This is a genomic window from Blastomonas sp. 34TW, assembly GCF_059803595.1.
Genome location: NZ_JAPFGW010000014.1, coordinates 42,087 through 63,780 on the forward strand (window position 1 = coordinate 42,087; position 21,694 = coordinate 63,780).

20 protein-coding genes are annotated in these 21,694 nt (G+C 66.0%); 11 read left to right on the forward strand and 9 right to left on the reverse strand.

What is annotated here, in order from left to right:
• Window positions 1-67 precede the first annotated feature (67 nt).
• The 4 genes from OPU69_RS16465 to radA are packed head-to-tail and all read right to left on the reverse strand — an operon-like array spanning window position 68 to window position 4,212.
• A complete protein-coding gene (locus OPU69_RS16465; protein ID WP_498512536.1) occupies window positions 68-1,858 on the reverse strand; it encodes a monovalent cation:proton antiporter-2 (CPA2) family protein in 1,791 nt (596 codons plus the stop codon).
• Window positions 1,859-1,862: 4 nt separating this feature from the next.
• Window positions 1,863-2,297, reverse strand: coding sequence for an iron-sulfur cluster assembly scaffold protein (locus OPU69_RS16470; RefSeq protein WP_498512538.1), 435 nt, complete (start codon window positions 2,295-2,297; stop codon window positions 1,863-1,865).
• A gap of 20 nt (window positions 2,298-2,317) precedes the next feature.
• Window positions 2,318-2,821, reverse strand: coding sequence for a CvpA family protein (locus OPU69_RS16475; RefSeq protein WP_498512540.1), 504 nt, complete (start codon window positions 2,819-2,821; stop codon window positions 2,318-2,320).
• Window positions 2,822-2,832: 11 nt separating this feature from the next.
• Window positions 2,833-4,212 carry a DNA repair protein RadA gene (radA, locus tag OPU69_RS16480; protein ID WP_498512542.1) on the reverse strand — a complete coding sequence of 460 codons (1,380 nt, stop codon included), beginning with the start codon at window positions 4,210-4,212 and terminating at the stop codon, window positions 2,833-2,835.
• A gap of 122 nt (window positions 4,213-4,334) precedes the next feature.
• On the opposite strand from radA, the gene OPU69_RS16485 reads away from it, so the two are divergent.
• The 5 genes from OPU69_RS16485 (at window position 4,335) to OPU69_RS16505 (ending at window position 9,871) form a co-directional block, all read left to right on the forward strand.
• Window positions 4,335-6,671, forward strand: a complete 2,337-nt coding sequence (locus OPU69_RS16485; RefSeq protein WP_060979892.1) for a patatin-like protein — start codon at window positions 4,335-4,337, stop codon at window positions 6,669-6,671.
• A gap of 38 nt (window positions 6,672-6,709) precedes the next feature.
• Window positions 6,710-7,630, forward strand: a complete 921-nt coding sequence (locus OPU69_RS16490) for a TraB/GumN family protein (protein WP_060979891.1) — start codon at window positions 6,710-6,712, stop codon at window positions 7,628-7,630.
• A 119-nt stretch (window positions 7,631-7,749) separates the two neighbouring features.
• Window positions 7,750-8,361 carry a 50S ribosomal protein L25/general stress protein Ctc gene (locus tag OPU69_RS16495; protein WP_060979890.1) on the forward strand — a complete coding sequence of 204 codons (612 nt, stop codon included), beginning with the start codon at window positions 7,750-7,752 and terminating at the stop codon, window positions 8,359-8,361.
• Between the two features lie 113 nt (window positions 8,362-8,474).
• Window positions 8,475-9,044: an aminoacyl-tRNA hydrolase gene (gene pth, locus OPU69_RS16500; RefSeq protein ID WP_498512545.1), complete on the forward strand. Its 570-nt coding sequence runs from the start codon at window positions 8,475-8,477 to the stop codon at window positions 9,042-9,044.
• Complete coding sequence (locus OPU69_RS16505) at window positions 9,041-9,871, forward strand: hypothetical protein (RefSeq protein ID WP_498512547.1); 831 nt, start codon at window positions 9,041-9,043, stop codon at window positions 9,869-9,871. Before pth ends, OPU69_RS16505 begins: the two co-directional genes overlap by 4 nt.
• On the opposite strand, the gene aac(3) is transcribed toward OPU69_RS16505, so the two are convergent.
• On the reverse strand, window positions 9,868-10,665 hold the full coding sequence (gene aac(3), locus OPU69_RS16510) for an aminoglycoside 3-N-acetyltransferase (protein WP_498512549.1): 798 nt from the start codon (window positions 10,663-10,665) through the stop codon (window positions 9,868-9,870). The genes OPU69_RS16505 and aac(3) overlap by 4 nt on opposite strands.
• A gap of 215 nt (window positions 10,666-10,880) precedes the next feature.
• Here aac(3) and OPU69_RS16515 point away from each other — a divergent pair, with 215 nt between their 5' ends.
• From OPU69_RS16515 to OPU69_RS16540, 6 genes are all read left to right on the forward strand, one after another.
• Window positions 10,881-12,782, forward strand: coding sequence for a PhoX family protein (locus OPU69_RS16515; RefSeq protein WP_498512551.1), 1,902 nt, complete (start codon window positions 10,881-10,883; stop codon window positions 12,780-12,782).
• A gap of 127 nt (window positions 12,783-12,909) precedes the next feature.
• A complete protein-coding gene (locus OPU69_RS16520; RefSeq protein WP_498512553.1) occupies window positions 12,910-13,905 on the forward strand; it encodes an SDR family oxidoreductase in 996 nt (331 codons plus the stop codon).
• Between the two features lie 90 nt (window positions 13,906-13,995).
• Window positions 13,996-15,096 carry a redox-regulated ATPase YchF gene (ychF, locus tag OPU69_RS16525; protein ID WP_498512555.1) on the forward strand — a complete coding sequence of 367 codons (1,101 nt, stop codon included), beginning with the start codon at window positions 13,996-13,998 and terminating at the stop codon, window positions 15,094-15,096.
• Between the two features lie 71 nt (window positions 15,097-15,167).
• The gene (locus tag OPU69_RS16530) at window positions 15,168-16,730 is read left to right on the forward strand and encodes an alkaline phosphatase D family protein (RefSeq protein WP_498512557.1); all 1,563 of its coding nucleotides are present in this window, start codon (window positions 15,168-15,170) and stop codon (window positions 16,728-16,730) included.
• The gene (locus OPU69_RS16535; RefSeq protein WP_498512559.1) at window positions 16,727-17,935 is read left to right on the forward strand and encodes an alkaline phosphatase family protein; all 1,209 of its coding nucleotides are present in this window, start codon (window positions 16,727-16,729) and stop codon (window positions 17,933-17,935) included. The genes OPU69_RS16530 and OPU69_RS16535 overlap by 4 nt, the downstream gene beginning before the upstream one ends.
• Window positions 17,936-17,977: 42 nt before the next feature.
• A complete protein-coding gene (locus tag OPU69_RS16540; RefSeq protein WP_060979908.1) occupies window positions 17,978-18,442 on the forward strand; it encodes a MaoC family dehydratase in 465 nt (154 codons plus the stop codon).
• A 12-nt stretch (window positions 18,443-18,454) separates the two neighbouring features.
• On the opposite strand, the gene OPU69_RS16545 is transcribed toward OPU69_RS16540, so the two are convergent.
• From OPU69_RS16545 to secY, 4 genes are all read right to left on the reverse strand, one after another.
• Window positions 18,455-18,970 (reverse strand): DUF6692 family protein, encoded by a 516-nt coding sequence (locus tag OPU69_RS16545; protein ID WP_060979882.1) that lies wholly within the window; start codon window positions 18,968-18,970, stop codon window positions 18,455-18,457.
• A 14-nt stretch (window positions 18,971-18,984) separates the two neighbouring features.
• Window positions 18,985-19,278 carry a hypothetical protein gene (locus OPU69_RS16550; protein WP_498512561.1) on the reverse strand — a complete coding sequence of 98 codons (294 nt, stop codon included), beginning with the start codon at window positions 19,276-19,278 and terminating at the stop codon, window positions 18,985-18,987.
• A gap of 304 nt (window positions 19,279-19,582) precedes the next feature.
• Window positions 19,583-20,230: an adenylate kinase gene (locus OPU69_RS16555; RefSeq protein ID WP_060979881.1), complete on the reverse strand. Its 648-nt coding sequence runs from the start codon at window positions 20,228-20,230 to the stop codon at window positions 19,583-19,585.
• Window positions 20,231-20,291: 61 nt separating this feature from the next.
• Complete coding sequence (gene secY / locus OPU69_RS16560; RefSeq protein ID WP_066114867.1) at window positions 20,292-21,659, reverse strand: preprotein translocase subunit SecY; 1,368 nt, start codon at window positions 21,657-21,659, stop codon at window positions 20,292-20,294.
• Between the last annotated feature and the right edge of the window lie 35 nt (window positions 21,660-21,694).

Genomic DNA, 21,694 nt, shown 5'->3' on the forward strand with positions numbered 1-21,694 from the left:
ACGTCATCCTGTTCAGGCGGTTACATAGGCAATGGCAGGCCATTCGTCCATGGTCTTGCACGGACGGTCATGCCTGTTCGGCCTGCGGATCGAGCGCCTGCGGGTCGAAGGCCTCCGAATCCACCGCGCCGAAGCTCAGGTGCATTCCCGCCCTCATACTGCCGGCCTCCATCTGGAGTTCCAGCCGTTCGCAGTCTCTCCGGCGGAATTCCTCGACCACGCGGTCGGCGACGATGGGGTCGATCCCTGTGCGCAGCAGCGCGGTATGCGCCAGCTTGACCGAGGATTCGAACAGCTCGCGCTGCGCCGCCGCGATCGGTGCGTGCTTTAATGCGAGCAGCTGGCGACGGTCGTTGGCGCGCACGAAAATCTTCGCGTCTGGAAAGGCATGCGCGATCGGTTCGATCTGATCAGGTCCGAAATTCTTGTCGTCCATGCAGAACAGCAGCGCGCCTGCGCCTTCCGCGCCTGCCCGGCGCAGCAGGTCGATGCGGGTGCCATCGCCATAGAAGACCTTGCGGCCGAATTCGCCGCTGAGGCGGATTTGATCAGGGTTGATGTCGATCAGCGTCACCGAGATGCTTGCTCCAGCGAAGATCTGGGCTACCGCCTGGCCGAACCGGCCATGGCCGATGACGATCGCGTTCGACTGGCGCGCCTGTTCGGGATCGACCATGTCCTCGGTGCCCGACCCGCGCACCCCGCCGAACAGCCGGGTGGTGAGCATCAGGAAGGGCGTGGTCGCCATCGACAAGGTGACGATCGCACCGAAACGGCTGGCGGCGGAAGGTTCGATCAGCAAGGCCGCCTGCGCCTCGGCAAACAGCACGAAGGCGAATTCGCCGCCCTGGCTGAGCAGCAGGCCGAGCACGAACGCGGCGCGATTTTCCATGCCGAACGCCTTGGCGATGCCGAAGATGATGGCGACCTTGATCGCCACCAGCGCCAGCGCCATCGCGACGACGAACAGCGGATCGGCCATGATCACGCCGATATCGAGCATCATGCCGACGCCGAGGAAGAACAGCCCGAGCAGAATCGAGCGGAACGGATCGATGTCCGCCTCAAGCTCGTGCCGGAAGGGCGAGTCCGCCAGCATCACCCCCGCGATGAACGCACCCAAAGCCGCCGAAATCCCGATGCTGTGCATCAGCGCGGCGCTGCCGAATACCGCGAGCAGCCCGGCGACGATGAACAGCTCGCGTTCGGCCACCTTGCCGATCAGCTTAAGCAAAGGCGCGAGGCCATAACGCCCGGCGAGGACCAGCCCGGCGATCGCCGCGACCGCATAGAGGGCGAGCAGCCAGCCCGGTGTCTGCGGTCCGGTCTGCGGCGCGCGCGACAGCGCGGCGATGATCGTCAGCAGCGGGACGATCGACAGGTCCTGGAACAGCAGGATCGAAAAGGCGCGCTCGCCGGTGGGCGTGTTCAACCGTCCCTGCGATTGCAGCAGCGGCAGCACCTGCGCGGTCGAGGACAAGGCAAGCGGTAGCCCGAGCCCCAATGCCGCGCCCCAGGTAGAACCGGTGACGAGGAAGACGAACCCGGCAAGCACCAGCCCGCAGACCACGACCTGCGACAAGCCCAGCCCGAATATGTCGCGCTTCAGCTGCCAGAGCCGCGCCGGGGCGAGTTCGAGCCCGACCAGGAAGAGCAGCAGCACGATGCCGATCTCGGCGAAACCGACGATCAGCTCGGGATCGGCGACCAGCCCGAGCACCTGCGGCCCGATGATGATGCCGCCGACCAGATAGCCCAGCACCGCCCCCAGCCCCAGCCTGCGGAACAGCAGCACGAAGGCGAGCGCAGCGGCGAGCAGCACCGTGCCCGAGAGGAAGATATCGCCGCCATGTTCCATGCGTTCAGGTGTCCGTTCGGGCCGAAAGGTCGAGCGCAGCGACCGTCGCGCGCCAGGGCAGCATAATCGAACCGTGCCGCGCCGGATAGGGCAAGGCGCTGACGAGATGCTCGATTCCCGGCCAGGTGCCGGGATCGTTCCGCTGTCCCGCCAGGAATGCCGCCAGATCGTCGCGCGCCGCCACCAGCGCGTCGCTGCCCTGCCCCGCGACATGCGCTGCGAGGATCGCGGTCGAGGCCTGGCCGAGTGCGCAGGCGGTCGCCTGCACGCCGAAGCGTTCGACCCGCCGGTCCCCATCAAGCGCCAGCCCCAATTTCACCACCGACCCGCAGCTCTGCGACCGCAGTTCGGCGCGGTGCGGCAGATCGTCGGTCAGCGGATGATCGGCGAGCGACACCGCGAGCGCGAGGATGGCAGGCGTATACAGCACCTCAGCCATGGCGGACCCGGCGGCGCGGCTCACTCATCGCCGAGCGTCTGCTGATAGTCGTAGAGATCGACCAGGGCGGTACCGCTGGCGTTGAGCAGCGGATAGGTGCGGCTGTCGGTGATCCATTCGGGTTGGCCCTCGTTCGGCCATACGATGCCGTGCAGCATGGTGACGAGCAGATAGGTCAAGGTCGCCAGGATCAGCCCCTTGACCGCGCCGAAACCGAAGCCCAGCACCCGGTCGATCGGCCCCAGCACCGATTTGCGCGTGCGGCTGCGCAGCGAGGTCGCGATCAGCTTGCCGATCAGATAGACGCTGAGGTAAATGCCGACCAACGCGAGCGCCGCCGCGCCCGCATCATTGCCCACCGGCTCCTTGAGCAGCGCGGTGACCGGCGCATGGAACAGCCGCAGCGCGAAGATGCCCGCCACCCAGGCGATGAGCGAGATCGCCGCATAGACGAAGCCGTTGAGGAAACCCAGAATCGCGCCGCCCGCAAGCAGCGTGAGGACAAGGACATCGAATGCGGTCATGAGGCGAACCGCTAGTTGCGGCCCAGCAGTTGGTCAACGAGATTTGCCAGCCGCGCATAGGAACTGAGCCGCATTCCGCCGGTATCGCCCGACGCCTTCGCCGTCACGCTGGCGGGCACCAGCGCCTTTTCGAAGCCGAGCTTCGCCGCTTCGCGCAGCCGCAGCCCGGAATGCGCGACGGGGCGCAGCTCGCCCGACAGCGCGAGTTCGCCGAACACGATCGTGCCCGAGCCCAATGGCCGTTCGGACAGTGCCGAGACCAGCGCCGCCGCCACCGCCATATCCGCCGCCGGATCGGACAGCCGATAGCCGCCCGCTACATTGAGATAAACTTCCGCGGTCGAGAAGCTCAGCCCGCAGCGCGCCTCGAGCACCGCCAGCACCATCGCCAGCCGTCCCGAATCCCAGCCGACCACCGCACGGCGCGGCGTCGCCCCACTCGACAGGCGTACGGTCAGCGCCTGGATCTCGACCAGCACCGGCCGCGTGCCCTCCAGCGCCGGAAAGACCGAGGTGCCCGGCATCTGCGCGTCGCGATCGCTCAGGAACAGGCTCGACGGGTTGCCGACCTCGGACAGCCCCGCCTCCTCCATCGCGAAGACGCCGATCTCGTCGGTCGCGCCGAAGCGGTTCTTGATCGATCGCAGGATGCGATACTGGTGGCTGCGCTCGCCTTCGAAGCTCATCACCGTATCGACCATATGCTCGAGCACGCGCGGCCCTGCGATATTTCCATCCTTGGTGACATGGCCGACCAGGATCACCGCGCAGCCGCTGTCCTTGGCATAGCGGATCAGCTCCTGCGCCGAGGCGCGCACCTGGCTGACCGTGCCCGGCGCGCCTTCGATCAGGTCGCTGTGCATCGTCTGGATCGAATCGATCACCAGCATCACTGGCGATTCCATGGCACGCAGCGTGGTCAGGATGTCGCGCACCGAGGTCGCCGAGGCGAGATCGATCGGCGCATCGGCAAGGCCCAGCCGCAGCGCGCGCAGCCGCACCTGGTCCGCCGCTTCCTCGCCGCTGATATAGACGATCGCATGGCCTGCCCGCGCCATATTGGCCGAGGCCTGGAGCAGCAAGGTCGACTTGCCGATGCCCGGATCGCCGCCCATCAGCGTTGCCGATCCCGCCACCAGCCCGCCGCCCAGCGCGCGATCGAACTCGGCAATGCCGGTCGAGATGCGCGGCGGCAGCTCGACCGCAGCGTCGAGCCGGGCGAGCTGGATGCGCTGCCCGCCGGTCTGCAGGTCGTGCCGCGCCGAAAAGGCCGTCGGCGCAGCCTGTTCAGTGAGCGTGTTCCACTCGCCGCAATCGGGGCACTGGCCCTGCCAGCGGTTGGAGACGCTGCCACAGGCCTGGCAGACATAGGTTTTGCGCGGCTTTGCCATGGCACGCGCATAGCCCGAACAAAACTGGAACGCAATTGGCGCTTTGCGCTTGCAGCGTAACATCGATAGCGTGCAGACGAAGTGACAAGAAGAGGCTGAACGAAAAGGTCCGCGCCGCCGCCATGCGCCAGAAGGAACTCCGCATCGCCCTGGTCTGCTATGGCGGCATCAGCCTCGCGGTCTATATGCACGGCATCACCAAGGAAATCTGGCGCGCAACCCGTGCCAGCCGCAATTTCCACGCGGGCGATCCCCCGGCGAGCGGCAGCCAGAGCGTGTATCGCGAACTGTTCGAGGCCTTTGCCGCGCAAAGCCAGGTCAAGCTGCGGCTGCTGCCCGACATCATTGCCGGGGCGAGCGCGGGCGGCATCAACGGCGTGTTCCTGGCCCAGGCGCTGACCAGCGGCCAGTCGCTCGAACCGCTGACCCGCATGTGGCTCGAATGCGCGGATATCGACCGGTTGCTCGATCCCGATGCGCGGCCGTTTTCGCGTTTCACCAAATTCTGGGCGCAGCCGCTCGTCTGGCTGCTGCTGCGGCGGCCCGGCGGCGCGCTCGACCGCAGCGTCGCGCCCGAAGCGCGCGCCGAGGTGCGCACCAAGCTCTCGCGCCTCGTTCGCGCGCGCTGGTTCGCCCCGCCGTTCAGCGGCACCGGATTTTCCGCGCTTTTGTATGAGGCGATGGAGGCGATGGCGGCGACGCCCGCAGGCCCGCGCCTGCTTCCGCTCGGCCAGCCGCTCGACCTGTTCGTCACCGTTACCGACTTTCGCGGGCATCTCGAGCGGCTGCGCCTCAACAGCCCGGCCGAGGTGGTCGAGACCGAGCACCGGCTTTCCATAGGCTTTCGCTATCTGCGCGGCCGCGACGATTCGCTCGCCGATCCAGCCGAGCTCGTGTTCGCCGCGCGCGCCACCGCGAGCTTTCCGGGTGCCTTCCCGCCTTTCAACGTCGCGGAGATGGACCGGATGCTGGCGCGACGAGAAAGGCACTGGCCCGGGCGCGAGGCGTTTCTGGCGCGCGTGTTCCCCCAGCAATATGCCGAAGGCGAGGCCGAAAGCGCGGTGCTGATCGATGGATCGGTGCTCGCCAACGCCCCCTTTGCCCAGGCGATCGACGCGCTGCGCGACCGGCCCGCGCATCGCGAGATCGACCGGCGCTTCGTCTATATCGACCCCAAGCCCGATATCGTCGGCGGCATGGACCAGTCGCGCGAACGCGATGCCATGGGCCAACGGCTGCCCGGCTTCTTCTCGACCATTTTCGGCGCGATCTCGGACATTCCGCGCGAACAGCCGATCCGCGACAATCTGGAAGGCATCGAGCGCCGCTCGTCGCGCGTGCGCCAGATGCGCGCCATCACCGATGCGCTGCGCGCCGAGGTCGAGGAAACGGTGAGCAAGCTGTTCGGCTACACCCTGTTCCTCGACAGCCCGACGCCGCAGCGGCTGACCAAATGGCGCAACAAGGCGCAGGACCGCGCCGCGCATATGGCGGGCTTTGCCTATGCCTCCTATGCGCAGCTCAAGCTCGCGACGATCGTCGAGGACATGGTCGACACGCTCCGCCGCGCGCATCGTGGCCCGCGCGCGCTCTACGCCGAGCGATTGCGCGAGGCCATTCGCGCGGAGCTGCACCGCAGCGGCATGGACCGGCTCTCGGGCAAGGGCGGCGGGGCCAGCGACGAGGCGATCCTGTTCTTCCGCACCCAGGACCTGGGCTTCCGCATCCGCCGCTTGCGCTTCCTGGCGCGGCGGCTGGGCGAGGATATCGCGCAATCGGGCCGCACACCGCCCGAAGCGGTGGTCGCGATGCACGAAACGCTCTACGCCTGCCTTTCGCACTATCTCGACCGTGAGACGACAGACCATCTCGGCCAGGGCTTTGCCGATATTGCCGCAGGTGCGATCGACGACCCGGCCATGGCGATTGCCGAACTCGCTGCCCGCCGCGACCTGCGCAGCGCGGATGGGATCGTCGACGAGCAGCTCGCAGGCGCGCTTGCGCTGCTGCCGCGCGAGAGCCGCCGTTCGCTGCTGCTCGCCTATCTCGGTTTTCCGTTCTACGACATCGCCACTTTGCCGCTGCTCCAGGGCGAAGGGCAGAACGAATATGACCCGATCAAGGTCGATCGCATCTCGCCCGACGATTGCCAGTCGCTGCGTCAGGGCGGCGCGGCGGCGATGCTCAAGGGCATCGAGTTCAACAGCTTCGGCGCATTCTTCAGCCGCGCGTATCGCGAGAACGACTATCTCTGGGGACGCCTGCACGGGGCCGAGCGGCTGATCGACATCATCGCCTCGTCCATGCCCGACGGCAGCCTGTTTCCGCCGCATCTGCTCGCCGATTTCAAGCGCCGCGCGTTCCTGGCGATCTGCGATGAGGAAGCGGCGGTGCTGACCACCGATCCCGATCTGGTCCCCGGCATCCGCCGCGAAATCGAGGCGGCGTTCGGCGGTTAGGCTTTGCTTTGCGCGCTTGCATCCCTAGCTTGGTGCCCATGAATTCCACGATCGCCCGCTGGCTGATGCTGCCGCTGCTCCTGATGATCCAGGCGTGCAGCGGCTTTCCGTTTCTCGACATGGGGATGGCCGCCTGGGACGGCCCGAAAAAGGGCACGCCTGCACTCTGGCATGTCCAGGGGCCGAATGGCGGCGAAGCCTGGCTGTTCGGCGGCATCCACGCGCTGCCCACTGACATCAGATGGATCAGCCCGAAGATGAAGCAGGCGATGGATCGGTCCGACCGGCTGGTGCTCGAAGTCGTGGGCCTCGAGAATTCTGCCGATATCACGAAAACCTTCCAGGAGCTTGGCAACAGCCCGGGCCAGCCGCCTCTCGCAGATCGCCTGCCGCCCGAGCTGCGCGACAAGGGCGAGGCGCTGCGCGCTGCCAGCCGCCTCGCGCCCGCGCGGTTCGAGACGCTCGAAAGCTGGGCCGCGGCGATCTCGCTCGCGGGCGCCGCCACCGCCAATCTGGCGATGGTGCGGGAAGAAGGTGTCGAGCGCGTGCTCGCCGCGCGCTACCGGCGGCGCGACAAGCCAGTGATCGGGCTCGAGACGCCTGCGCGCCAGTTCACCTATTTCGATCAGCTGGCCGAGGCCGATCAGCGCGCGATGCTCGAAAGCGTGATCGCCGATGCCGACAATGCCCCCAGGGCCTATCGCGACATGGTGACCTCGTGGCTCAAGGGCGAGCCCGAAAAGCTTGCCGAAGCCGCCAATCGCGGCCTTCTCGAACGTCCGCAGATTCGCGAACGCATCCTGGTGCGCCGCAACCGCGACTGGGCCGCGCAGATCGAGGACCTGCTGAGCCTCGGCGCCAGGCCCTTTGTCGCAGTCGGAGCAGCGCATCTGGCGGGCGATGACAGCGTCCAGGCGCTGCTCGAGGCGAAGGGCTATACGATCACCCGCCTCCAATAGGCCCGAAACGCTTGCTTTTTGCGAGAGTCGCGACTATGCGCACCGCTTCCCCGACGCCATGGTCATCCCTGGAGGCGTGGCCGGGGATATTTTGACCATCTGTAATCTGGAGACAGTTTATGAGCGATACGCTTACCCTGTCGGCCCAGCTGCGTGATCGGGCAGGCAAGGGAGCCTCCCGTGCACTCCGCCGCGAAGGCCGTGTACCCGCCGTCATTTACGGCGACAAGAAGGATCCGGAAACGATCCATGTCGAAGAGCGCGCGCTGAACAAGCTGCTCGGCACCGGCCATTTCATGAACTCGATCGTCGAGATCGAAGTCGATGGCAAGACGATCGTCACCCTGCCCAAGGACGTGGCGTTCCACCCGGTCAGCGACCGCGCGATCCATGTCGATTTCCTGCGTATCGCCAAGGGCGCGACCGTTGAAGTCGCCGTGCCCGTCGTGTTCGTCAACGAAGAAGCCTCGCCCGGCCTGAAGCGCGGTGGCGTGCTCAACGTCGTGCGTCACGAGCTGGAACTGGTCTGCGACGCGACCAACATCCCCGACGAGATCGAGATCGACGTCACCGGCACCGATGTCGGCGATTCGATCCACATCTCTGCGGTCAAGCTGCCCAAGGGCGCGACCTCGGCGATCACCGACCGCGATTTCACCATCGCCACCATCGTTGCTCCCTCGGCGCTGAAGTCGAGCGAAGGCGACAACGAAACGCCGGCTGGCGAGTAATCCATCTTTCTCGCCCTCTCCCCCTTGGGGGAGAGGGTTGGGAGAGGGGAATGTCGAGAGGCTGGCACGATGCCCCTCTCCCCGCCCCTCCCTGAACCAAAGGGAGTGGTTCCATGCAAATCTGGGTTGGCCTGGGCAATCCCGGCCCCGAATATGCCCTGCACCGGCACAATGTCGGGTTCATGGCGATCGACATCATCGCCGACATGCACGGTTTCGAGCCGCCCAAGCGCCGCTTTCAGGGCTGGGCGCAGGAAGGCCGTCTGGGCCACCAGAAGCTGCTGCTGCTCAAGCCAGCGACCTTCATGAACAAGTCCGGTCAGGCGATCGGCGAGGCGATGCGCTTCTTCAAGCTCGAACCGCAGGACGTCACCATATTTCACGACGAGCTCGACCTTGCCCCGTTCAAGGTCAAGGTGAAGCGCGGCGGCGGCACCGCCGGGCATAACGGCCTGCGCTCGGCCGACCAGCATATCGGCCCCGAATTCCGCCGCGTGCGGATCGGCATCGGCCATCCCGGCAACAAGGACCGGGTGACGGGCCATGTGCTCGGCAATTTCGCCAAGACCGAACTCGATGACCTCACCGACATGCTCGGCGCGATCGGCGCGGAAGCCGGCTGGCTGACGCAGGACGACGACGTGCGCTTCATGAACGATGTCGCGATGAGGCAGCAGGGATGAGCCTTGCCGCTCGCAGCGATACCCGGCTGCTCGCCCTTTTCGCCCTGCTGTCGCTGATCGCGACCGGCTGCGGCATCGCGGCGATGGTGCTGAGCGGAACGCCGCAGATGCGCTGGATCCCCAATGTCATCGCCTGGGTGCTTGGCGGCGGCGCGGCCTTCGCGATCGCGCGGACCGCGCCCTCGTCCAGGGCCTGGATCGGCATTGCGCTTGGCGCGCTGGCGCTGGTGGCGACGACGCTGGTCGGCCCGGATCAGCAGGGCGTGCATCGCTGGCTCGCCGCTGGGCCACTGTTCGTCAACATCGCCGCGCTCGTCCTGCCCGCCGCGATCGTCGCGATGGCGCGGCTCGGCGCGCGGCACCGGCTGGTGCCGATCATCGCGACGCTGCTCGCCGCGATCCTCGCGCTGCAGCCCGATGCGTCGCAGGCGTTCGCGCTCGCGCTTGCTGGTTTTGCCATCCTGGTCACCGACAAGCGCATCTCCGCTTTGGTCACGGCGCTCTGCCTGTTCGGAATCGCCGCGCTGTCGCTGCTGCGCGCCGATCCGCTTCAACCCGTGCCGGAGGTCGAGCAGATCATCCAGCTTGCGCATGCGTCCGCGCCTGCACTCGCCTGGGCCGCCGTAGCGAGCCTGGCGGCCATCCCCGCGATTCTTTTCGCGCTGCGGCTGGACGATGTCGCCGCGCGCGCGCTCGCGCTCTATATCGCAGTCGCCTGCGCCGCGCCGATCTTCGGCTGGTTCCCAGTTCCGCTGGTCGGCGCAGGCATGAGCTTCCCGCTCGGCCTGTGGCTCGGCATCGGTCTGCTCGCGGCGCGGCGCGGCTAGAAGCGGCGCTCGAGCCACTCGACCGCAAAGCGCGTCATCGCGGGCGCATCGACCAGCAGCGCATCGGCCGCGCCGACCTTGCCCTGCCGTCCGCCGCCCGCCGTGACGAAATCGCGTACCACTTCGTCGAAATAGTCGTCGTCCAGCCCATCAACCACCGGATTGCCGGTGTCGAACTCCTCGACCGTGCGCCACACCGTCCGCCCGTCCTCCAAGAACGGCACGTCCCAGCGCACCAAGCGCTTGCCCGGAATATCGGCGAGATGTTCGGCATGGTGGAGCAGCGTCATCGTCTCCCACGGCGCGCCGATCATCACGACCTTGCCGCCTGCCTCGACCAGCCGCGCCAGCGGGGTGCCGGGGCCATAGCCATAATCGAGCGGGTGCGGATCGATCAGCCATGCGGCCTTCGCCCCCAGCGCGACCATCGAAGGACCGGGGCTGACACTGCGCAGCGCACCGGGCGTGGTGCGCAGGAACTCGGGAAACGCGCCATTGTCGCGGATCGCGCGCGATGCGGCGGGATCGAACGGCCGCACATGATCGCGCCATTCGGGCAGTATGTGCCCTTCCTCGTCGCAAGCCGCTTCGGGGGCGCCCTGCCAGTCGGCATAGGCCATGATCGTGCCCTCGGCCCCCACCACCTGGCGCAGCGCCGCGATCAGCGTATCCGGCCCCGCGATCATCGGCCCGATGCTGCGCAGACCGGCATGACCCAGCACGATATCGCCCTGCCCCAGGCCCAGCGCCGCCAGATCGCGCGCGAGATCGTCAACAGTCCAAAAGGCTTTCATGCTCGCGCAGATGTGTGCGGACGGGTCCTGAGACAAGTCCTTGGGGGAGCGGCAAATTGCCCCCGAAACGATGTCTTGTTCGTGACGCACAGCTTTCTTCGACCTGTCATCGCGCCGCCATCACGATCGCGCGCAATTCGGGCAACACACGCGCACGCCGCATCAGCGCGGGGCTGAACGCGGCATCAACACCATGATTTTTCGGGGGAATCACCTTGTCTCACCTGACCGACGCGGCGCGCGCGCCCTATCGCATCGAAAATGCCGACCATGACGATCCCAACAGCCTGGAAGCGATCGTCGCGGCCAATCCGTCGCGCCGCAAGATCCTGGTGAACGGCCTGTTCGGCCTGGCGCTGGCGCCGATGGTCGCAAGCTGTGGCGGTGACGGCAATGGCGCGGGCAACAATGTCACGCTGCCCCCCAATACCGGAACCGCACCGACGCCGACACCGACCCCGGCCCCTGCCCCAAGCTTCTCGGTCACGTTCAACTCGGTCCCGGCCAACCAGAACGACCGCGTCACCGTGCCCACCGGATATGAGACCGCCGTGCTGCTCAAGGCGGGCGATCTGATCGAGCCCGGCGTTGCAGCCTTCAACGGCTCCTTCCCCACTCCCGGCCAGGCCGAGAAATGGGCCGGCGGCAACCATGACGGCATGGAGCTGTTCGCCATTCCCAACACCGATGCCAACACGTCAGGCGTGCTGGCGGTGAACTTCGAATATCCCGATTTCAACATCCTGATGAGCGATGCAGACGTGGCTGCGGTCACCAGCAACCCGGCATCGGCCACCGCCGCGCAGCGCCAGCTCGCGCTCTCGGCGGTCGGCGTCGGCGTGGTGGAAATCGCCAAGGGCGCGGACGGCAAATGGTCGGTCGTGCCCAATTCGCGCTACAACAAGCGCTATACCGGCAACTCGGCCTATCGCGTCGGCGGTCCGGCGGCGGGGCTGCTGAGCAACCCGATCAAGGGCACGCTCAACAACTGCGCCAGCGGCCGCACGCCGTGGAACACCTATCTCACCTGCGAGGAAACCACGGACAATTATTTCGACCCGAGCCAGCCTGCGACTGACTATGGCTGGGTGGTCGAGATCGATCCGTTCCAGGAGCTCGCCCAGCCGACCAAGCGCACCGCGATGGGCCGGTTCGACCATGAGAACACCGCGTTCATGGCCAATGCCGATCGCCGCGTCGCCTTCTACATGGGTGACGATGCGACCCCGGGCTGCATCTACAAGTTCGTCTGCGAACGCGCGTTCAGCGCCACGAACCGCGCGGCGAATATCGACATGCTCGATTTCGGTCAGCTGTTCGTTGCGCGCTTCAACGCGGACGGCACCGGCGAATGGCGTCTGCTGCAGCAGGGTCAGAACGGCCTGGTTGTGGGTGCACGCGATCCCGGCAATGTCAGCCAGTCGACCACGCCACCGACCCCGACCGTCGTCGATTTCCGCAACCAGGCCGATGTGCTGATCAACACCAAATCGGCCGCTCGCGTCGCCGGCGGCACCGTGATGGACCGCCCTGAATGGATCACCGTCGCGCCCGACAACACCGCGATCTTCGTCGCGCTGACCAACAATTCGGGTCGCCGCGTCACCGATGCCACCAACCCGCGCGTCACCAACCGCCACGGCCATATCCTCAAGATGCGCGAATCGGGCGATTCGCCGCTCGCCACCACCTTCACCTGGGAACTGTTCCTGCTGGCGGGCGATCCGGCGCTGCGTCCGGGCGGCGAGAACCTCGTCGGCAATATCAACGGCGACACCTTCTCCAGCCCCGACGGCATCCGCATCGATCCGCAGGGCCGCCTCTGGGTACAGACCGACCACTCGGTCCCCGGCACATCGGGCGTCAGCGGCGTGACCATCGACCAGGCGTTCGGGCACAATGCGATGTTCCATGTCGATCAGCGCACGAAGCAGTCCAAGCGCTTCCTGGTCGGTCCGCTCGGCTGCGAGATTACCGGCATCGCCTATACGCCCAGCCTCACCGACTTTTTCATCAACATCCAGCACCCGACAGGCAATTGGCCGATCGCCGGCGAAAAGCCGCGCTCGTCGACCATCGTGGTGACGCGCACCGACAAGCAGCCGGTGGGCAACTGATCGTTCCGCAATCTTGCGCTGCGGGCTGAGGGTTAACCGTAACAGGAACGCCCAAGTCCCTGAAACATTTGCGGCCGCCAGCAGGTTTTGCGATGCTGGCGGCCGCAGTCTTTCAGGAGTGACAGCCATGGCCGAATTTCCCCATCGCCGCGACGTGCTTGGCGGTAGCGCTCTTGCCGGAATGGCGGCGTTTGCGCCTCGTGTCGCCGCGCAGGCGACGGTAGCCCCCGATCTCAAGGGCAAGTCCATTCTCATCACCGGCGCCGCCACCGGCTTCGGCTTTCTCGGCGCACTGTATTATGCGCGCGCCGGTGCGAAGGTCTTCGCGACCATGCGCAACCTGCCCCGCCCCCAGGCCAGCGAACTGCTCAACGCGGCGGAGACCGAAAAGCTGGACATCACCGTGCTCGAACTCGATGTCCTTTCGGAGGCCATGGTCGCGAGGGCCGTGCTCGAAGCCGAGGCGCAAGCCGGTGGCGCGCTTGATGTCGTCATCAACAATGCCGGGATCGGCATTACCGGCCCGGTCGAATTGCAGGACATGGAGGCAACGAAGCTGATCTTCGACACCAACGTGTTCGGTGCCCAGCGCGTCGCCCGCGCGGCGCTGCCCGCGATGCGCAAGGCCAAGCGGGGCCTGATCGTCAACATCTCCTCGGAGCTCGGCCGGGTGATCGTCCCCAATGGCGGGCATTATTCCGCGACCAAGTTCGCGCTCGAAGCCTTGAGCGAGCAGATGGCCTATGAGCTGGTGCCGCATGGCATAGACGTGACGATCATCGAACCGGGCGGCTATCCCACCGATGTCTGGCGCAACCGCAACCGCTATACCGGCGCGCTCAAGGCGCGGCTCGATGCCGTGCGCGCGGCGGCCTATCCGGCGGTGGTGGCGCGCATGGGCACGGAGGATGGCAGCGGTCGCTCGGCCGATCCGATGGATGTGCCCCGCGCCATCGCCGAGATCATGGCGCTGCCCGCCGGCCAGCGTCCCCTGCGCCGCGCTGTGCATCCCGGTCCCAAGCCGCAAGAGGCGATCAACGAGGTTTCTGCGAAGGTGCAGGTCCAGATGCTGGGCGGCTCCCCCTATGGCCCCTGGGTCAAGGCAGTGCACGAAATCGGCTGAGCGGAGGCACTGGAATTGCCCCGGCAATGGCGCTAGGGCGCAGCCAGGATCGGCGCAGGCGCCGACAAACACTTTCAGGCTGGGAAAATCATGGGTTTCAAATGCGGTATTGTCGGGCTGCCGAATGTCGGCAAGTCCACGCTGTTCAACGCGCTGACCGAGACGCAGGCGGCGCAGGCGGCGAACTATCCGTTCTGCACGATCGAGCCCAATGTCGGCAATGTCGCGGTGCCCGATCCGCGTCTCGACAAGCTGGCCGCGATCGCGGGCAGCCAGAAGATCATTCCGACCCAGCTCGCCTTTGTCGATATCGCGGGCCTGGTGCGCGGCGCATCCAAGGGCGAGGGCCTGGGCAACCAGTTTCTCGGCAATATCCGCGAGGTCGATGCCATCGTCCACGTGCTGCGCTGCTTCGAGGATGACGACATCCAGCATGTCGAGAACAAGGTCGATCCGATCTCGGATGCCGAGACGGTCGAGACCGAGCTTCTGCTCGCCGATCTCGAGAGCCTGGAGAAGCGCGTCCCCGGTCTGGTCAAGCGCGGGCAGCAGGGCGACAAGGAATCGAAGATCGGCGCGTCGGTGCTCGGCAAGGCGCTCGAGCTGCTGCGCGAAGGCAAGCCCGCGCGGCTGACCGAGCCTGCCGATGACGAAGAAGCCCGCGTGCTCGCGCAGGCGCAGCTGCTCACCTCCAAGCCCGTGCTCTATGTCTGCAATGTCGACGAAGGCAGCGCGGCGACCGGCAACGCGTTCAGCGCGCGCGTGTTCGAAAAGGCGAAGGCCGAGGGCGCGGAAGCTGTCGTGGTCTCCGCCGCGATCGAATCCGAGCTGGTCGGCATGGACCATGACGGACGGATGGAATTCCTGTCGGACCTCGGCCTCGAGGAGACCGGCCTCGCCCGCGTCATCCGCGCCGGATACGATCTGCTCCACCTCATCACCTTCTTCACCGTCGGCCCCAAGGAAGCGCGCGCCTGGACGGTCGAGGTCGGCTCCAAGGCCCCGCAGGCCGCAGGCGAGATCCACAGCGATTTCGAACGCGGTTTCATCCGCGCCGAAACCATCGCCTATGACGATTATATCGCGCTGAACGGCGAGGCGGGCGCGCGCGATGCCGGCAAGCTGCGCCAGGAGGGCAAGGAATATGTCGTGCAGGACGGCGACGTGCTGCACTTCAAGTTCAACGTCTGATCCGTCACCGGCCTGTCAGATAATCCGGGCATGGCGGCGCAAGGCCGCCGCCCCTCGAAGGACCATGATCCATGCTCTCACGCCGCCTGTTCCTCGCCGCCGCGCCGCTCAGCCTGGCAGCGCCCGGCATCCTCAGGGCGCAGTCGGTGAGCGTGTTCCGCACCTTCCCCTTCGCGCTGGGCATCGCCTCGGGCGACCCCTCGCCCGACGGATTCGTGATCTGGACCCGGCTCGCGCCCGAACCGTTCGAGGCGCATGGCGGCATGGCGATGGCACCGATGCCGGTCGACTGGGAAGTGGCGAGCGACGACCGTTTCGCCACCATCGTCGCCAGGGGCCAGGTGATAGCCCGGCCCGAGACCGCGCACAGCGTGCATGTCGAGGTTTCGGGGCTGCAGCCGCAGCGCCCCTATTGGTACCGCTTCACCGCAGGCGGCGAGCGCAGCTTTGCCGGCCGCGCGCGCACCCTGCCGCTCGCCCAGGCGGCGGTCGATCGGCTGAAATTCGGTGTCGTGGGCTGCCAGAATTTCGAGGACGGCTATTACGGTGCGTACAATCACCTCGCGCGCGAGGAACTCGATTTCGTCTTCCATTATGGCGACTATATCTACGAATATCGCGGCAGTCCGACGCGCGCGAACTATTTCGGCGGCGGGCTGCAGGTGCCGGTGCGCCAGCATCTGGGCCAGGAGCTGTTCGATATCGGCGACTATCGCCTGCGCTATGCGCAGACCAAGACCGATACCGACCTGCAGCGCGCGCACGCGATGCACAGCTTCTTCCCGACGTTCGACGATCATGAGGTGGAGAATAACTGGGTCGCCGGGATCAGCGAGAATGCTGACGTTCCCGCCGATGCCTTCGAACTGCGCCGCGCCGCCGCGCTCCAGGCCTGGTACGAGCATATGCCGATCCGCCGCGCCAACATGCCGCGCTTCGGCAGCGGCACCTTCCACCGCACCGCGCGCTTCGGCAACCTGGCCGAGCTGCAGTTGCTCGATACGCGCTCCTATCGCAGCGACCAGGCGTGCGACGACGGCTTCAAGCCGATCTGCGAGGGCGTGGGCGACAAAACCGCGCAGGTGCTGGGCGCGGAGCAGGAGGAATGGCTCGCGCGCAACCTCAAGCGCAACACCGCGCGATGGAACTGCCTGGCGCAGCAGATCATGATGATGAGCCTCGACCGCCGCCGCGCGGCGAACGAGGATACCCGCATCGCCAATATGGACAGCTGGGCCGCCTATGAGGTGCCGCGCCAGCGGATGCTCGGCCGGATGGCGGGTCTCGGCAATGTGGTGGTGCTGACCGGCGACGAGCACCAGAATTTCGTCGGCGATCTGGTCCATCAGGACAAGGTCGTGGGCACCGAGATCGTCGCCACCTCGATCAGCAGCGGCGGCGACGGATCGGATCTGCGCTATGGCAGCGAGCAGATGATGAAGAACAATCCGGAGCTCAAGTTCCTCAACGACCAGCGCGGCTATGTGGTCTGCGAGGTGACACCCGATGCCTGGCTCGCCCATTTCCAGGTGGTCGACAAGGTGTCGGTGCGTCAGAACAGCATCAAGCGCCGCGCGACGGCAGAGATTGCGCACGGCACCCCCGGCGCGCGGATGATCGGGCTGTCGGCATGATCGCGCGGCTGGTCGCAGCGCTGCTCGCGCTGGCGCTCATCAGCCCCGCCGCCGCGCAGGAGCCCGACCCGCCGGTCACCATCCTGATCTCGATCGACGGGATGCGCCCCGACTATCTCGAGCGCGGCCTGACACCGAACCTCTCCGACTTTGCCAAACGTGGCGTCGCAGCCGCCATGCGGCCGAGCTTCCCCAGCAAGACCTTTCCCAACCATTATACCATCGTCACCGGCAAGCGCCACGACCGCAACGGCATTGTCGGCAACCTGATGATCGACCCCGTCCGCCCCGACCAGATGTTCAGCATGGGCGATGCGCGCCAGGCGCTCGACCCGTTCTGGTGGGCCGAGGCCGAGCCGGTCTGGATCACCGCCGAAAAGGCGGGCGTGCGCACCGCGACGATGTTCTGGCCCGGCAGCGAGGTCGCGCATAGCGACAGGCGTCCAAGCGACTGGCTGCGCTTCGACCAGGCGATTGGCAACGCGCAGCGCGTGAACACCGTGCTCGACTGGATACGCCGCCCCGCCGCCATCCGTCCGCGCCTCGTCACCATGTATTTCGATACGGTAGATACCGCCGGACACCGGTTCGGCCCGGGCCGCTCGCCCGAGCTCGACGCCGCGATTGCCGAGGTCGATGCGCGCATCGGCGATCTGGTGCGCGGGGTCGAGGCTCTGGGCGTGCGCGCCAATGTCGTCATCACCGCCGACCATGGCATGGCCGAGACCGCCGAAACCCGCGTGATCCAGCTCGATGACCTGATCGACCGCGCCAGCTATATCGCGGTCGAAGCCGGGCCCTATGCCGCGATCGAACCGGCGGCAGGCACTGACGACCGCGTCTATCAGGCACTGCTGAAGCCGCACGACCATATGGCCTGCCATCGCAAGGAGCAGCTCCCTCAGCATCTGCATTATGGCAAGAACCCGCGCGTCGCCGCGATCATCTGCGTTGCCGAGATCGGCTGGACCATCCTGTCCGGCCCGCCATCCTGGCCGGTCAAGGGCGGCGCACATGGCTATGATCCGGCCAATGCGGACATGCATGCACTGTTCATGGCTTTCGGCCCCTCGATCCGCCCGACGGCGAACCTCCCTGTGTTCGACAATGTCGATGTCTATCCGCTGCTCGCGGCACTGACCGGGATCGCTCCCCTGCCCTCGGACGGCAATGCAGCGACGCTCGCCCCGCTGCTCGCCCGCTGATTTTGCTTGCAAATACAAGGTTGCGCATCAAAACTCATGTCCATGATCCATTATGAAGACCTGGAAGTCGGCTCGACTTCGAAATTCGGCCATTATGACGTCACCCGCGAGGAGGTGATCGAGTTCGCGCGCAAATACGATCCGCAGCCCTTCCATCTCGACGACGAGGCGGCGGCACAGACGCATTTCGGGCGGCTCTCGGCGAGCGGCTGGCATACCTGCGCAATGATGATGGCGATGCTGGTCGAGAACATGAAGACCACCCGCCAGGCGGGTCTGGGATCGCCCGGCATGGACAATCTGCGCTGGGTCAAGCCCGTCTATCCGGGCGACACCCTGCGCATCGAGACCACGATCATCGAGAAGCGCCGGTCAAAGAACCGTCCGGACATGGGGCTGTTCAAGTCCGATCTCGTCATCTTCAACCAGAATGACGAGCCGGTGATGACGCTGCGCAGCAACGGCCTGATCAAGGTCCGCAACCCCGAAGCACCGATCGAGGACTGAGCGCGCCCGCGCTCAGTTGCAGGCCCAGTACCCGTCCTTGTAAGCAAAGGCCGGTCCGTCGCTGTCACTGACCTGCATGCTCGCCGCGCTGCCCGCTGCCTCCTTGCCCGCGGCCGAGACCATCAGCGTCACGCCCTCGCCCGCAAAGCTGCCCCCGGTATGCTGAACCGGGCCGGACGGCGCGAGCTGCACCGTCCTGCCACCGACCGAGACCATCGCCTTGCCGCCGGTCTTGCTGGCAACCAGCACCGGCAGCGCGCCCTGGGCCGGGCTGAACCGGCACGCTCCGGTCTCCAGCCCTGCCTCACCGATCGCGCTGGAGAGCAGCGGTTCAAGCTTCGATCCCTCGGCGTCGACCGCCTGCACGCCGGTCGCCGGAGCAGGCGTCGTGCCACCTGCAGAGGCCGACACCGTGCCTTGCACGGCGGTTGCCCCACCGTCGAGCGTCACCAGCTCATCCTGCTTGGCAGGCTCGCTGCTGCACGCGGCCAGCAGCGCCAGCGGGAGAACCACGGTCAACCTTTTCATCAAGAAATGCTCCCTCAACCGGGCAGGATGCCCACCGCCAGTTCAGCCCAGACGAGCAGCAAGGCAAGTGCAATTGCCGCAAGCAGCATCGCCCGGTGTACCGGCTTGCGACCAAATCGCATGGCCAGCTCAACCGCGAGACCGCCAACCCCAATCAAAAGCGCCAACGCGGCAAAATCCTCGGCGCCCCAGTTCACCTCACGCGTGAACAGCATCGCGATGGCAGGCGCCACGAGCAACGCGGCCGCGAGGGACCACGCCATCTGGCGCGGCGTGAATCGGGCATTGTGCGCAGTCGTGGTGTTCATCGTTCGATCTCCTGCCCCCGCGGGTCCAGATTATACTGGCAGTTCAGCGGCTTGCACAGCCCCTGCTGATGACCGGGCTACCACCGGGAAAAACAGGCCGTGAGCCCTCCCCGCCTCTCCCTCGATGGGAGAGGCAGTGAGACTTGGCCACGAAGGAGCCAAGTTGCAGCGGTGCAGGTGTGGGTGCGGCGGAGCGCAACGGCGCGGCCATGACAGCGGGGTACAATCCGGCGCGATCACCCCCACCCAACCCTCCCCCATCGAGGGGGAGGGCTGACGTAGCGATGCTGCAATCCGGGCGAGTTTACCCGTTCAAGACGTCTGAGATCTGACCGGCGACGGCATCCATGCTCGCCATGCCGTCGACGCGGCTGACGATGCTGCGCGCTTCGTAGATCGGCAGGATCGGTGCGGTCTTGGCGCGATATTCAGCCATGCGCGTGCGCACGGTTTCCTCGTTATCGTCGGGACGGCGCTTGAACTCGGTCGAGCCACACTTGTCGCACACGCCCTCTTTCGCGGGCAGCTTGTAGCGGTCGTGATAACCCTCGCCGCAATTGGCGCAGGTGAAGCGGCCGGTGATGCGATCGACCAGCGCGTCCTCGTTCACCTCGAGCTCGATCACATGGTGCAGGGTGCGGCCACGCGCTTCCAGTATCTCGTCGAGCGATTCGGCCTGGGCCGCGGTGCGCGGATAGCCGTCGAAGATAATGCCGGTCTCGGGCGACAGCTCGTCGAGCGCATCGCCGATTATGCCGGAGACGATCTCGTCGGAAACGAGCTCGCCTGCCTCCATCACCGCCTTGGCCTTGAGCCCGATCGGCGTGCCCGCCTTGACCGCCGCGCGCAGCATGTCGCCGGTCGACAGCTGCTTCATGCCGCGTTCGTCGACCAGACGCTGGGCCTGGGTGCCCTTACCCGCGCCCGGAGGGCCCAAAAGAATGATATTCATGGGTAATCCATCCCCCAACGGGCCGGTTGTGCCCGGCCCCGACTATCCTCAAACACCGCGCTTAGCGCAAGCGTCCCTTCAGCTTCGCCTTCTTGATCAGGTCGGCATATTGATGCGCCAGCAGATGGCTCTGGATCTGGGTGATCGTATCGACGGTCACGTTGACGACGATCAGCAGGCTGGTACCGCCCAGGAAGAACAGCGGAATGCCGGTCTGCGCGATCACATATTCGGGCAGCACGCAGACAAAGGTCAGATAAGCCGCGCCGACCACCGTGATGCGGGTGAGCACATAATCCAGATAGGTCGCGGTGTTCTTGCCGGGACGGATGCCGGGGATGAATCCGCCATTCTTCTTGAGATTCTCCGACGTCTCTTCCGGGTTGAACACCACGGCAGTGTAGAAGAAGCAGAAGAAGATGATGCCGAGCGCATAGAGCGTCATGTACAGCGGCTGGCCGTGCGCCAGATACTGGTTGAGCGTCTGGAGCACGCCACCGGCGGTCGAATTGGGATCGACCGAATTGCCCGCGAACTGCGTGATCGTCAGCGGCATCAGCAGCAGGGACGAGGCGAAGATCGGCGGGATCACACCGGCGGTATTGATCTTGAGCGGCAGGTGGCTGCGATCGGCCTGCATCACGCCGCGCTGCGTCGCGCGCTTGGGATACTGGATCAGCACACGGCGCTGCGCGCGCTCCATGAAGCTGATCAGCAGCACCAGGCCGACGATCATCGCGATCATGGTGACGATGGCAAAGGGCGAGATCGAACCGGTGCGGCCGCCTTCGAACAGCTGTGCGCCGAACACGGGCATCTGCGCGACGATGCCCGCCATGATGATCAGCGAAATGCCGTTGCCGATGCCGCGCGCGGTAATCTGTTCGCCCAGCCACATCAGGAACATGGTGCCGCCGACAAGGCTGATCACCGCGCCGACGCGGAACATGATGCCCGGATCGATCACCGCCTGGATGCCGCTGGCACCGGCATAGGATTCGAGGCCCACGGCGATGAAATAGCCCTGCATGGCGGTGAGGAACACGGTGCCGTAGCGCGTGTACTGATTGAGCTTCTTGCGGCCCGACTCGCCTTCCTTCTTGATCGCGGCGAGCTGCGGCGAGAGCGAGGCGGCGAGCTGCACGACGATCGAGGCAGTGATGTACGGCATCACGCCGAGCGCGATCAGGCTCATGCGCTCTAGCGAACCACCCGAGAACGTGTTGAAGATGTCGAGAACGCCGCCCTTGGTCTGCTGATACAGCGCGGCAAGCGCGGTGGGATCGACGCCGGGGAGCGGAACATAGCTCAGCAGGCGAAAGATGATGAGAGCACCGATGGTGAACCAGATGCGGTTCTTCAGATCGGTCGCCTGGCTGAATTTCGCCAGGCTGAAATTGCTAGCCAGATTGTCGGCCCGTGATGCCATGAAACCTGTATCCCAAAAAGCGGCCCATTGAGCGC

Bases quoted from the DNA above. Each gene is read 5' to 3' on its own strand.
- OPU69_RS16530 (WP_498512557.1), top strand. From the start codon at position 15,168: ATGCTCTCACGCCGCCTGTTCCTCGCCGCCGCGCCGCTCAGCCTGGCA.
- secY (WP_066114867.1), bottom strand. From the start codon at position 21,659: ATGGCATCACGGGCCGACAATCTGGCTAGCAATTTCAGCCTGGCGAAA.
- OPU69_RS16550 (WP_498512561.1), bottom strand. From the start codon at position 19,278: ATGAACACCACGACTGCGCACAATGCCCGATTCACGCCGCGCCAGATG.
- OPU69_RS16535 (WP_498512559.1), top strand. From the start codon at position 16,727: ATGATCGCGCGGCTGGTCGCAGCGCTGCTCGCGCTGGCGCTCATCAGC.
- OPU69_RS16490 (WP_060979891.1), top strand. From the start codon at position 6,710: ATGAATTCCACGATCGCCCGCTGGCTGATGCTGCCGCTGCTCCTGATG.
- pth (WP_498512545.1), top strand. From the start codon at position 8,475: ATGCAAATCTGGGTTGGCCTGGGCAATCCCGGCCCCGAATATGCCCTG.
- OPU69_RS16470 (WP_498512538.1), bottom strand. From the start codon at position 2,297: ATGGCTGAGGTGCTGTATACGCCTGCCATCCTCGCGCTCGCGGTGTCG.
- OPU69_RS16540 (WP_060979908.1), top strand. From the start codon at position 17,978: ATGATCCATTATGAAGACCTGGAAGTCGGCTCGACTTCGAAATTCGGC.
- radA (WP_498512542.1), bottom strand. From the start codon at position 4,212: ATGGCAAAGCCGCGCAAAACCTATGTCTGCCAGGCCTGTGGCAGCGTC.
- OPU69_RS16505 (WP_498512547.1), top strand. From the start codon at position 9,041: ATGAGCCTTGCCGCTCGCAGCGATACCCGGCTGCTCGCCCTTTTCGCC.
- OPU69_RS16465 (WP_498512536.1), bottom strand. From the start codon at position 1,858: ATGGAACATGGCGGCGATATCTTCCTCTCGGGCACGGTGCTGCTCGCC.
- OPU69_RS16475 (WP_498512540.1), bottom strand. From the start codon at position 2,821: ATGACCGCATTCGATGTCCTTGTCCTCACGCTGCTTGCGGGCGGCGCG.
- ychF (WP_498512555.1), top strand. From the start codon at position 13,996: ATGGGTTTCAAATGCGGTATTGTCGGGCTGCCGAATGTCGGCAAGTCC.
- OPU69_RS16520 (WP_498512553.1), top strand. From the start codon at position 12,910: ATGGCCGAATTTCCCCATCGCCGCGACGTGCTTGGCGGTAGCGCTCTT.
- OPU69_RS16495 (WP_060979890.1), top strand. From the start codon at position 7,750: ATGAGCGATACGCTTACCCTGTCGGCCCAGCTGCGTGATCGGGCAGGC.
- OPU69_RS16555 (WP_060979881.1), bottom strand. From the start codon at position 20,230: ATGAATATCATTCTTTTGGGCCCTCCGGGCGCGGGTAAGGGCACCCAG.
- OPU69_RS16485 (WP_060979892.1), top strand. From the start codon at position 4,335: ATGCGCCAGAAGGAACTCCGCATCGCCCTGGTCTGCTATGGCGGCATC.
- OPU69_RS16545 (WP_060979882.1), bottom strand. From the start codon at position 18,970: ATGAAAAGGTTGACCGTGGTTCTCCCGCTGGCGCTGCTGGCCGCGTGC.